8 protein-coding genes are annotated in these 12,738 nt (G+C 55.9%); all 8 read left to right on the plus strand.

Annotation, left to right across the window (positions count from 1 at the left end):
- Positions 1-195 precede the first annotated feature (195 nt).
- Positions 196-1,791 carry a flavin monoamine oxidase family protein gene (locus tag AB6729_RS15000; RefSeq protein ID WP_371082438.1) on the plus strand — a complete coding sequence of 532 codons (1,596 nt, stop codon included), beginning with the start codon at positions 196-198 and terminating at the stop codon, positions 1,789-1,791.
- Positions 1,792-1,864: 73 nt separating this feature from the next.
- Entirely contained in the window at positions 1,865-2,353 is a 489-nt protein-coding gene (locus AB6729_RS15005; RefSeq protein WP_371082439.1) for a RidA family protein, read from the plus strand.
- Positions 2,354-3,078: 725 nt separating this feature from the next.
- Complete coding sequence (locus tag AB6729_RS15010) at positions 3,079-6,723, plus strand: carboxypeptidase regulatory-like domain-containing protein (protein ID WP_371082440.1); 3,645 nt, start codon at positions 3,079-3,081, stop codon at positions 6,721-6,723.
- Between the two features lie 195 nt (positions 6,724-6,918).
- Positions 6,919-7,299, plus strand: coding sequence for a HesB/IscA family protein (locus AB6729_RS15015; RefSeq protein WP_371082441.1), 381 nt, complete (start codon positions 6,919-6,921; stop codon positions 7,297-7,299).
- A 147-nt stretch (positions 7,300-7,446) separates the two neighbouring features.
- On the plus strand, positions 7,447-8,661 hold the full coding sequence (locus tag AB6729_RS15020; protein ID WP_371082442.1) for a type II secretion system F family protein: 1,215 nt from the start codon (positions 7,447-7,449) through the stop codon (positions 8,659-8,661).
- A gap of 36 nt (positions 8,662-8,697) precedes the next feature.
- Positions 8,698-10,329: a GspE/PulE family protein gene (locus AB6729_RS15025; RefSeq protein ID WP_371082443.1), complete on the plus strand. Its 1,632-nt coding sequence runs from the start codon at positions 8,698-8,700 to the stop codon at positions 10,327-10,329.
- Positions 10,330-10,411: 82 nt separating this feature from the next.
- The gene (locus AB6729_RS15030) at positions 10,412-11,344 is read left to right on the plus strand and encodes a VOC family protein (RefSeq protein ID WP_371082444.1); all 933 of its coding nucleotides are present in this window, start codon (positions 10,412-10,414) and stop codon (positions 11,342-11,344) included.
- A 334-nt stretch (positions 11,345-11,678) separates the two neighbouring features.
- Entirely contained in the window at positions 11,679-12,737 is a 1,059-nt protein-coding gene (locus tag AB6729_RS15035) for a hypothetical protein (protein ID WP_371082445.1), read from the plus strand.
- Position 12,738 lies beyond the last annotated feature (1 nt).

Raw genomic sequence — 12,738 nt, forward strand, 5'->3', positions numbered from 1 at the left:
CGATTTGCGCATTCCGCAGGTTTTCCATATCGCCTGCGGAAATTGTCTGGCATACTGAAGTTGCAATCCTTTCACAATTTATTCAGGAGTCCGTGTGGTTCGCGTGCTCGTAGCGCACATCCGCGTTTTGATTTCCTGTCGCTGTTTGTCACAGCCGGATTTTCCGGCACAGCTGAAGAAGGAGCCATCTCTTCGATGTCGATGACCCGTCGTAACTTTCTTATGCGCGTCGGCCAGGCCGGCGGCTATTCCGCAACGTTTGCCACTATGCAGGCTCTAGGCATAATGCCTCTGAAGGCGCAGGTGGTGAAGCCCATCGAAGCTCAGGCCGGTGTGGGCAAGGGCGTTAGTGTGGTGGTTGCGGGTGGCGGTGTCGCCGGACTGGTGACCGCGTACGAACTGCGCAAGCTGGGCTACAAGGTGACGTTGCTGGAAGCGCGCAGCCGCCCTGGCGGACGTAACTGGAGTGCTCGCAACGGCACCACCGTTGAATTTATTGATGGAACGAAACAGCAGTGTACGTGGGAGCCGGGGAACTATCAGAACCTTGGCCCCGGCCGCCTGCCTTCGGTTCACACGACGATCCTTGGTTATTGCCGCGAGCTGAAGGTGCCGCTCGAAGTGGAAATCAACACGTCGCGCTCGACGATTTTGCAGAACGATGCCGCGTATGGCGGTAAGCCTGTACTGCAGCGCAAGGCCCTGAATGATGCGCGCGGCCACGTGAGCGAGTTGCTGGCGAAGTCCATCAAGGGTGGCTCGCTGGACACCGATCTGAGCAAGGAAGATAAGGACCGGATGCTGAGCTTCCTGCGCACCTACGGTCCGCTGGGCTTTGACGGCAAGTATCACGGTTCGGACCGCGCCGGCATTAAACAGTATCCCGGCGCTGGAACGCAGACCATGCAGATTGAAGATCCGCTGGATATGCACACGCTGCTGGATGCGAACTTCTGGTCCGGCATTTTGTACGAAGAAGCATGGGACTGGCAGGCAACGATGATGCAGCCGGTGGGCGGTATGGATCGCATTCCGTATGCTTTTGCGCGTGAGCTGGATAAGACGAAGACGATTATTTACAACGCTCCAGTGACCTCGTTCAAGCGCACGGGCGCGAACAAGGGCGTGGAAGTGACGTACATGCAGAACGGCAAGGAGCAGGTGATTAAGGCCGACTACATGGTGAACGCCATGCCGCTGCCCATCATCAAGAAGATGAAGAACGATCTCTCCAAGCCCTATCAGGATGCGATCAATGGGGCGACCTATGCGAACAGCTACAAGCTGGCGTGGGAGTCGAAGCGTTTCTGGGAGACGGATTACAACATCTACGGTGGCCTTTCTTTCCGCGCCCCCGGACCGACGACAGTGATCTGGTATCCGTCAGCAAACCTGATGGCGGAGAAGGGTATTCTGTGCACGGGCTACGAGGACGAGTTGAACTGGGGATGGGAGAAGCTGACGCTGGAGGAGAAGTTTGCCACAGCGAAGAAGCAGCTCGACAAGATTCATCCGGGACACTCGCAGGAGCTGACGAAGCCGGTGATCTGCATGTGGCGTCACATTCCGTACAACGAAGGCTCGTGGATTCGCAGCTACGGCGGCGGTGATGCGGGTTACAACACGCTGATTCAGCCGGATGGCCCCATCTTCTTTGCAGGCGATCACACGACGCATATCGTGGGCTGGCAGGAGGGCGCATCGCAGTCTGGCCGCCGCGCCGCAGAGATGGTAAGCGAACGCGTGAAGTCTGCACGGATGGCCGGTGATTTCGGCCCTGTGGAAGCGTAAATCGAAACATCCAGGGGGAAGGCGATAAGCCTTCCCCTTTGTCTTTTGCAACGATCACAGAAGGAGCATTTCCATGAAGTTGAAGAGCACGATTCTGGCCGGTGTACTGGCTGCTGCCGCTGTTGTTTCCAGCCACGCACAGGTAACAGTGAAGCACATCCAGACGGAGAAATCGCCCATTGCGACTGCTGTTTGGGCTGGCGATACGCTGTATGTCAGCGGACAGCTTGCCACGCCGCTCACACCGGCCGATGCTGCAAAGGGTACGCCTGCGGTCTTTGGCGACACCAAGCAGCAGACCTTCGACATCCTGACGAAGATTCAGAAGATCCTGCAGGAACAGGGGCTGGATATGAAAGACGTGGTGAAGGCCACGGTGTTCCTGGCTGCCGATCCCAAGCTGGGCAAGATTGATTTTCCAGGCCTGCAGGCCAGTTTTACGCAGTTCTTTGGCACCAAGGAGCAGCCCAACAAGCCTGCCCGTTCTGCCTTCCAGGTAGCGAACCTTGTTGCACCGGGATACCTGTTGGAGATTGAAGTGATTGCCGTAAAGGGTAAGTAAGAAAACTAATCGTATTTCGCAGGCCATTCTTCGGCTGGTGATATACGAAGAATCGCAGTACGCAAAGAGCGCAAAGTTTCCGCGATGCACGCAAAGAGAAAACCCTTTGCGACTTCTGCGAAAGCAATGCGCTCTTTGTGTTTTGCAGTGCCGTGTGTCGCGGGTATGGTGCATGTCCACTGTTGATGGGAAGAAAAATAGTTAGTTTTCCTTCGCAACCATCATTTCTTCGTTGACACGTTATTGACCTCTCCGTAATATCAGTTCAACCAATCACATCCAACGTGCTTCTTCTTCGCACTTGTTCTAAGTGCGAGCTTGAGGCATAGCTAGCTGAACTACTTGAAGACGCACCCTGATAAGGGTGGAACCTTCGCAGTCCCGCAGCACCTTTGCACGATGTACCGCCCGCTTTGCTTCACCTGAAGTAGCACCGAGTACCTGCAACAACAACCGCAAACCCGGGATCAAAACCCTTCCGGCCGGATATTGCATCGCAGGCACGCCGAACGCAAACGCTTTCGGGGTGACGAGCCGTACCAGCAGCACGAAGTATCGATTTCATCCTTTGTCACACGTCGCAACGTAACGCTACGTGGCCGCAATGTTGCACCCCCATGTGTCTTTGCATGGGAGTGCATAACTCTATCTGTCCCGGAGATACCGAGCGCTGCGGGCAACGCACAGCTGTACCCATTTGCCGCACTTATGCAGGAGGTCCCACGTTGTCCCAATATTCTCGTTTCTCCCGATCGCTCGCGCTTGCTCCCGTAGTGTTTGCCGTAACCAGTTCCGCTTTTGCGCAGATGAACACTGGCGCGTTGCGTGGTGAAGTCCGCGATACCAGTGGTGCAAAGGTGAAAGATGCCAGCATCACGCTGACGAACAAAGCGACCAAGCTGGTACGTAAGGCGACCTCCAATAGCGCGGGTATTTATCAGTTCGGCGCTCTCGATCCGGGTGATTACACCATCAGCGTAACGGGTGCAGGATTCAAGACGTTTACCATGACAAACGCAACGATTGCCCTGGCAGCGACGGCAACCGTGGATGCGGTTCTGGATGTGGGAGCAGCAAGCGATACGGTGGAGGTAACAGCATCGGAGCCGCTGCTGGATACAGCAAGCGCTTCCGGTGGTCAGCTCTTCGATAAGCAGCAGATACAAGACCTGCCTAACCTGGGACGTAATCCTTTCATCTTTGAAAAACTCGATTCCAACGTGACCATGACCGGCGATCCGCGCTATGTGCGTGCGGAAGATCAGACAGGGCTGTCGCAGGTTTCTGTTGCAGGTGCGCCGATTGGTGCGAACAATTATGTCGTGGATGGCATTCCGATTTCGCGCTCCGACGGTGGTGTGACATTTATCCCTTCACCAGAAGCCGTGTCCGATGCGAAGGTGCAGGCGAACGCGTATGACGCGGAAGTGGGCCGTACCGGTGGTGCTGTGTTCAATACGTCGCTGCAGTCGGGCTCCACGCAGTATCACGGAGCGCTGTATGGCGAGACACGCCAGACGCCGTGGGCATCGAATGTCTGGTATAACCCGAACAAATCCGCAACCCCCGATACCACCACGTACCTGTATGCAGGAGCGATTGGTGGTCCGCTGTTTCCGATTATTTCTAAGAAGTTGAAGTGGCTGGATAACACGTTCTTCTATGTGACCGAAGAAGGTTATCGCCAGGCGCAGTTCTATCCGAGTTCGTCTGCGGTGACGCGTGTACCCACAGCGGCAGAGCGTAACGGTGATTTTTCTGCCAGTCTTCAGGCAGGCGGTATTAACGGCTCAAGTTGGCAAGGGGTGAAGCTTTATGATCCGACTGCTCCCAGCTCGACTTATTCTACGGATACGAAGGGAAATGTTATCCGTACGGCTACGATCGCAGGAAATATTATTCCTGCCTCCTATATAAGCCCTACTGGAAAGGCGATCCTCAATGCGTTCCCCCTCCCCAACACATCAGGTGGAGGTTACAACTATAACCAGCTGAATACATTCAAGACGCGTTCAGATATGTATAGCGGTAAGTTGACGCACACATTTTTCCCATGGTGGACCAGTTCTGTTTCTTACGTGCATCTGGCGACCCAGGAACCCAGCGGCTTCCTGCTTGGTGGAGCTGTGGCGGAGAATGCTACGAAACTGCTTCGTTATAACGATGCGACAGCATTGAACAACGTCTTTACTTTGAATCCAACGACTTTGCTTACGGTTGGCTACGGTTTCAATCGCTATTACAGCGCATCGTTCCAGTATTCCAATGGCTATAACGTTGGTTCCGGTGGTTTGAATTTACCGTCGAACTTTACCAGCCAGCTTCAGTCAGTTACTTTCCCAACGGTCACCATCAACAACGTAACGAACGGTCGCAGCATTGGCGGATCGAATGGTACGGTGCAGGAGCAGTCATCCAAGAACCTGGTAATTGGCCTGTCGAAGACGATTAGCCGCCACAACCTGAAGGTCGGCTATGTCTATCGCTACATGGCCTTCAAGAGTAACCCGAACAGCACTCCGTCTTTTACCTTCAACGGCCAGTACAGCGATCAATATCCTGGCTCAACCAGTGCCACATCCGTCATCTCGTTCGCGGATATTCTGATGGGCCTTCCTTCGGCTGGCGGCTATACGCTGAACAGTGGGTCGTTCAATCAGTTAGCGGGATATCACGCGCTTTATGCGCAGGATGATTTCCGTCTGAATCAGAAGCTGACGATGAACCTTGGCGTCAGGCTGGAGTATGAGCAGGGACAGCGCGAGCAAAATAACCGTTTCGCGGTTGGTTTTGACAGGAACCTTACCTATCAGTATCCGGGTGCAAATGGAACAGTTACTGCTCGCGGAGGCTTGGTTTTTGCAGGTCAGAATGGTGCTTCTGTTAACTGCTGCCAGCAGCAGAAGCTGAAGTGGTCTCCGCGTATCGGCGTGGCCTATCAGTATGATCCGAAGACGGTGGTGCACGCCGGCTTTGGTGTTTTCTATGCTCCTGTAGCGCTCACTTTCTTCGCACAGGGATACTCACAGGCAACGTCCTATGCTCCTAACACTCCGAACGGCACGGTTGCAGTCGGAGCGAATTCGGCGCTTTCAAACCCAATGTCTCTCATGTATCCCAATGGGTTCATCGCTCCATCAGGAAACAGCCTGGGGTATTACACCGGTGCTGGTAGCGCTCTCTCTACTGTCATCGACATGAATCGAAAGTATCCGCTGGTGCAGCAGTATTCCTTTGACATTCAGCGTGATCTTCCCTGGGGCGTGAACGTAAAACTTACGTACTCGGGTGCGCATGCCATGAATGTTGCAAACACCCAAAATATCAATCAGATTCCCACCAGCGTACTTACGTACTATCGTCAGGCCGGCGTGTCACTGAACTCGACAGCAACGAACGTTACGAACCCCTATTACGCAACCAGCCTTGGTGGTTATGCTACGACCGGACAGGTTGCAAACAAGACCATCAGCCTGGGCCAGTCGTTGCTGCCCTACCCCCAGTTCCAGAATGTCACCATGAGCGTGAGCAACGGCTACTCCCGTTACAACGCCATGGCGATCAAAGTGCAGAAGCGTATGAGCAAGGGGCTGACTGTCCTGAGCACGTACACGTGGTCGTCCAACTGGGACAATCTGTGGAGTGCTGGTTCGCAGGTGTACTCCACGTACGGTCCGCAGGATATCTACAACCCCAGGGCTGAGTATTCCCGCGCTCTGAACAATGTGCCAAACCGCTTTACGGCGGCGGTTAGCTACAACCTGCCTTTCGGCAAGGGGCAGCGGTTTCTGGGTGGGGCTCCCTGGTATCTGGATGCCCTGGTGGGCGGTTGGCAGATCAATGATGAATGGACCGCGCAGAATGGCGTGCCTCTCTCGGTGCAGCAGACGAATCAGAACACGGCCTACGGCACTACGGGTGTGGGCGGCAGCTACCAGCGTCCGAACCTGGTGGGCGATGCTCACTTGGCCTGCAAGTCCGGCAGCCCGCAGGGCCGCCTGGGTGTCAGTTCCGTGGGTACCGGTCCGGCTTACCTGAACGTGAGTGCGTTCTCGGCAGCCGCTCCTTATACCTATGGCAATGCTCCACGTATGCTGCCTTGCCAGGGTCCGGGCAGCAATAATTCGGATATCTCCATCAACAAGATGTTCAAGGTGACGGAAAAGGTGAACGTTCAGTTCCGCGCAGAAGCCTTGAACGCCTTCAACACACCGCAGTTTGGCAATCCCGCTACTACCCTGGTGCTGACCAACACAGGCGCTACAGGAACACCCACGGTAACCTCGGGATCGACCCAGACGCTGGGTAATGTGACCTCGCAGATCAACTACTCACGCATTATTCAGCTTGGCGGCAGAATCTCGTTCTAACGCCAAAACGCGGTGTAACTGCCTGGGGCCGTAGCTTTGTGCTGCGGCCCCCTCTTTTTGGATTTTCCTCCATACAGGACCGCAACTTGCGGCGCCCTGAAGCATCTAGTAATAAAGATGGAACAGCGACCGGCTTGATCGGAGTTTGCCGGGGGCTTACACTAGAGATTGAAGTTTCTGAAGGAGACAACCACCATGGCAACTGCCGCTCCCACACCCGAAGTAGTCACCGGCCCGGCCCCGACGACCCAGCCCGTTGCGCTGACCTCCTCCGCCATTGCCAAGGTGAAGGAGATTATGGCCACCCAGGACCCGCTTCCGGCTGGTCTGCGCATTGGTGTGGTCGGTGGTGGATGCTCCGGCTTCCAATACTCCATGAGCTTTGAGAACCAGCAGGGCATGATGGACAAGGTTGTGCGCTTTGAAGACCTGAAGGTCTTCGTGGACGCCACCAGCGCCATGTACCTGAATGGCTGCACCGTGGATTACGTTGAGACGCTGGAAGCTGCCGGATTCAAGTTTGAGAATCCCCAGGTAAAGAGCACCTGCGGCTGCGGATCGTCGTTCTCGGTTTAAATTCGCTAAAAGCTATGCTGCGAACCTGCAGCACCAGATTTACGGAAGGCCCGCTCAGGCGGGCCTTTCTGCTGTCTGTAGATTGAAGAAATTGTGTGCCATCCCCGTTTGGCAGCGGTAGCCGTCTAAAATTGTGCAGACCATCCGATGACGGAATACGTAGTTAAACTCGCCGACGAACGCGGCCGCGTGCAGGAGCAGACACATCCTGCCGCCAGCGCGGAGGAGTTGCGTGCACGCTTTTTGCAGGCGGGGTATCTCGTCTATTCCGTAAAACCAAAGGGTGCGCTTGCGGGGAGCTCCTCCGGCAAGAAGGTGAAACTGCAGGCTTTCCTCGTTTTTAATCAGCAGTTTGTGACGCTGATCAAGGCGGGGTTGCCCATTCCCGGATCGCTGGAGCTGCTGGCTCGGCGGCAGCGCGATGAAAATTTCAAGGCGCAGCTGGTGAACGCGGCAGCGCGCATCAAGACGGGTGAATCGCTTTCCGGTGCGTTCAATGCGCAGGGGGGATTCCCGCTGATCTTTACCACGACGCTGCTTGCGGGTGAGCGCTCCGGCAATCTGGCGGAAGTGCTGCAGCGTTATGTGGACTTTCAGCGCGTGTCGCTGACGGTGACAAAGAAGTTGAAGAGTGCGATGGTGTATCCCACGTTGCTGATCACGCTGGTGACTGGCCTCTTCGTCTTTCTCATTTCGTTTGTGGTGCCGCGTTTTGCGCAGTTGTATGACCAGTTGAACGCGCCGCTGCCGAAGATCACCGTATTTCTGCTGGACGTTGGCAATGCTTCGCAGAAGTATGGTCTTTACGCTTTGCCGTTTGTGCTGCTGGCTGCGTTTTTGCTGTATCGATGGTCGAAGACGGATGCAGGTGCGACTTTGATTGATCGTGTGCGTTTGTCGCTTCCGCTGATTGGCAATATCTGGTTGAAGTACCAGGTGGGTTTGTTTGCGCGCACACTTTCCACGCTGTTGACGGGCGGTTTGCCGCTGGTGCCTTCGCTGGAAACGGCGGCACGATCCATCTCGTCGCGACAGGTTTCGAATGCTGTGTTTGCTTCCGTCACCCAAGTGCGCGAAGGCCAGGGTTTAAGCCGTTCTTTGGAAGCGACGGGTGTATTTCCGGAGCTTGCATTGGAAATGATTGAAGTGGGTGAATCGACCGGTGCTTTGCCCACGATGCTCAACTCCGTCGGTGGCTTCTTTGAAGAGGATGTGGATACATCCACTGCGGCGCTGTTGAGTTTGATTGAGCCCACGCTGCTGATCTTTATGGGTATTGTGGTGGCCGTGATTTTGATTTCACTTTACCTGCCCATCCTGCAACTTGGGGCGGGGGCTGCATCTGGGCAGCCTGGGCAGTAAGTTTTCACCGAAAGTTTTAGGAGTTCAAGCGAACTTATGGCAACACCTCTGGCAATACCCATTGCGAACCCGGAACTGAACGAGACAGAGCGCGCGCAGTTGATGGCGCGGCGCTATCACTGCGAGTTTGTGGATCTGCGTGAGTTCAAGATTCAGCATGAACTGGTGAAGTCTGTACCGGTGGAACTGATGTTCCGCTACAACTTCATTCCGCTGGAGCAGTTGCAGGATCGACTCGTAATCGCTGTCAGCGATCCTTCGCGGTTGATGGTGCTGGATGAAATTTCTGGATTGCTTGGCCAACGGTTGCTGACGCGTGTGGCCACGCTATCGCAGATCACCGATCTGCTGAAGAAGACAGAACAGTCGCAGCGTGTTCTGGAAGAGGCAACAGAAGGCCTCACGTTTGATGTCCTGTCTGCGGAAGATAATCCAGACGAGAACATTTCCATTGAGCGGCTGACGAGTGAAGACGATATCTCGCCGATTATTCGACTGGTGGACACGACGATCTTCTCCGCGCTGGAACGGCGTGCTTCCGATATCCATCTGGAAACATACGACGATTCATTGCTGGTGAAGTATCGCATTGACGGCGTGTTGCAGCAGGCAATGGCACCTATCGCACGTGAGCATCATCAGACAATTCTTTCGCGTATCAAGGTCATGAGCGAGCTGGATATCGCAGAGCGTCGCGTGCCGCAGGACGGTCGTTTTCGTGTGCGCTACAAGGGCCGTCTGATCGATTTTCGCGTGTCCATCATGCCCACGGTACATGGCGAAAATGCTGTGCTGCGTGTGCTGGATAAAGAGTCGATGAGCGAGAAGTTCAAGAAGCTCTCGCTGGATGTTGTGGGCTTTGGCGCACATGATCTGGAGCGCTTCCGCCGATACATCAAAGAACCGTATGGCATGGTGCTGGTGACTGGGCCAACGGGTTCTGGTAAGACAACAACGCTCTACGCTGCGCTGAATGAGATCAAGAGCGAAGAAGACAAGATCATCACCATTGAAGACCCGGTCGAATATCAGATTCGCGGCATTACGCAGATCCCGGTGAATGAGAAGAAGGGCCTGACGTTTGCGCGTGGTCTGCGTTCGATTCTGCGTCATGATCCGGACAAGATTCTGGTCGGTGAGATTCGTGATGCGGAGACTGCGCAGATTGCCATTAACTCTGCGCTGACGGGCCATCTTGTATTTACAACCGTTCACGCAAACAACGTGGTGGATGTGTTGGGCCGATTCCTGAACATGGGTGTTGAGCCGTACAACTTTGTGTCGGCGCTGAACTGCATCCTGGCGCAGCGGCTGGTGCGACAGATCTGCGATTTCTGTGCGACGCATCGCACCTACAGCGACGATGCGTTATTGGAAAATGGCTTGAATCCTGAGGAATGGCGCGGGTTTGAGTTCCGCGAGGGCACGGGGTGTATTGAGTGCGGCGGTACGGGATATCGCGGGCGTTCGGCAATTCATGAATTGCTGGAGCTGGATGATGAAGTGCGCGAAATGCTGCTGGAGAAGAAGCCGGGAAGCGAAATTCGTCGCAAGGCCGCGGCGAAGGGGATGCACTTTCTGCGTGATTCGGCGCTGGACCGTGTGCGCAAGGGCGTGACCACGCTGCATGAGATCAACAAGGTGACATTTATCGAAAGCGGCCGCTAGACCGCGCAGCCTTTGCTCCATTCGTACTATGCTGGTGCCGCTTCGCTGCGTGAGATTTCTCCGCAGCGTATGAGGGTGAACGATGCGGCGTGGATTGCGAATTCTTTTTTCACTTCTGACGGTGGGAGCCGCTGTTTCACAGGCGCAGCAGCGGCCACAGATTCTTGGCATTGCGCATGTGGCGTATGCGTCGCATGACATGGAGGCTTCGCGTGCGTTTTATCGCGACTGGCTTGGGCTTGAGGAAGTGAATCCGTGGACGGAAAACGGTAAGGTCGCGTTCACGTTCTTCAAGATCAACGACCACCAGTTTGTGGAGCTGACGCCGGAGAAGCAGGCGGGGACCGATCGCTTTGGCGATGTGTCGTTTGAGACGGATGATGCTGAGGCGATGCGGCGTTACCTCGCGACGAAGGGTGTTGCGGTGCCAAAGGAAGTGACGCATGGACGCATTGGCAACGTGGCATTCAAGATCACTGATCCCGCAGGCCACGAAGTGGAGTTTGTGCAGTATCAGCCGCAGGGTAAGACGATGCAGGACTTTGGCAAGCACTTAGGCGCGGATCGCATCTCCACGCACATGACACATACCGGGCTGATTGTCACAGACCTTGATCCGGAGTATCGCTTCTACACGCAGGTGCTTGGTTTCACGGAGACGTGGCGCGGATCGTCGGATGGAAAGACGTTGTCATGGATCAATCTGAAGATGCCGGACAGCACGGATTATGTGGAGTTGATGCTGCATTCGCCCGCGCCGGAGCCTACGAAGCGTGGTTCCGCACACCACATCTGCCTGGTGGTGCCGAGTGTGCCGGAGGCGGTGGCGAAGCTGAAGGCTCGTCCGTATGCCGCGACGTACAAACGTCCACTGGAAGATGATCATGTGGGCAAGAATCGGAAGCGGCAGTCGAACCTGTTTGATCCGGATGGCACGCGGACGGAGCTGATGGAGCCCACGACGATTGACGGCACGATGACGCCGTCATCGACGGCTCCGTGGCCTCCGCAATGACGCGGATTCGTTGGTTGGGTGGAACTTTCCGATTCTGTGGCGAGGAAGAACTTCGTTCGGATATGAGTGTGGCTTCTGAAACGTTGTAGTGGGCAGAGGAGAATGCAGGTCCTTCGACTTCACTTCGCTTCGCTGCGTTTCGCTCAGGATGACGGTCTTTGACCGTACGAGCTTCGCTTTGGTCAGTCATGATGGTCTTCGACAGCATGGGCTTCGCTGTGATGAAACAATGACGCCAATATCGGGCGATGCAGTATTCTCTTGGGACGATTCTTCTGCTATCGGATGGACGCAAATCCCGTCTCAAGCATGTAGTCTGGATTAGCTCCAAAGTATGCCTTCTGTCCTCCCGAAATCGACGATGCTGGTGCGCCCGCGCATGGCTGTAGAGGTGCGTCCTGAGGGCGTGTATGCGGCCTCGTCGCCGGATGCTGCAGGATTGCTGGCACAGGTGGCTTCTGCCACGCTGCCGGTGGGTGCCGTGGTGCCGTCGCTGAAGGTGGGCAATGTGGTGGACCGCATTGCCGTGATTGCGGCGTTGCGCAAGGTGCTGGGCGCGGTGCAGGTGGGCAAAGGGCGCGATGTGACCCTGATTGTGCCGGATACGGCGGTGCGCGTCCTGTTGCTGGATTTTGATGAACTGCCGTCGAAGACGGAAGATGCGCTGGCGGTAATGCGTTTCCGGCTGGCCAAGCTGCTGCCGTTTAACCCGGAACTGGCGCAGGTTAGCTGGCAGGTGATGAGCCGTCATGCACTGGTGTTGCAGGTGCTGGTGGTGGCCATTCCGAATGAGGTGCTGGCGGAATACGAATCGGCCGTGCGCGAGGCTGGGTTTGAACCGGGTGCTGTGCTGCCCAGTACGCTGGCCGTGGCTGCGGCGATTGACGATGCCGCGCAGACCGCGTCGTTGCTGGTGAATGGCAGCGAATATGCCGTGACCACTGCGATTCTGCGCCGCGGAGAACTGCTGCTGCATCGCACGCTGGAATTGAAGACGGGCGCTATGGCCGAAGCTGCTGCCATTGTGGCCCAGGAGCCGGCGAATGCTGCGATTGACGCGGAACTGATGCAGACGCAGGGCGGCGAGGCCAGCGACGTCGGCGTGGCAGAGATCGTGCAGGCCAGTGTGCTGGCCACAACCGATGATCCGTCGCGCGTGGAATTGGAGTTGTTACAGGCTGTGAGTGTGGCGGCGGCTTATTTTGAAGATTCGTTGAATGTGGCGCCGGAGACGGTGCTGACGGCTGGAACGCTGTCGCCTGCGGCGTTGGAAGCGATGCTGGCAGAGACGGGGCTGCGCGCGGCAGAGGTGCTGACGTCGACGGATTTGTTGTCGGCCACGCCGATTGCCCACGGGCTGTTGGCGGGGCTGCGAGGAGCGTTGAAGAGCTAAC

Source organism: Terriglobus sp. RCC_193 (assembly GCF_041355105.1).
Classification (GTDB): Bacteria; Acidobacteriota; Terriglobia; order Terriglobales; family Acidobacteriaceae; genus Terriglobus.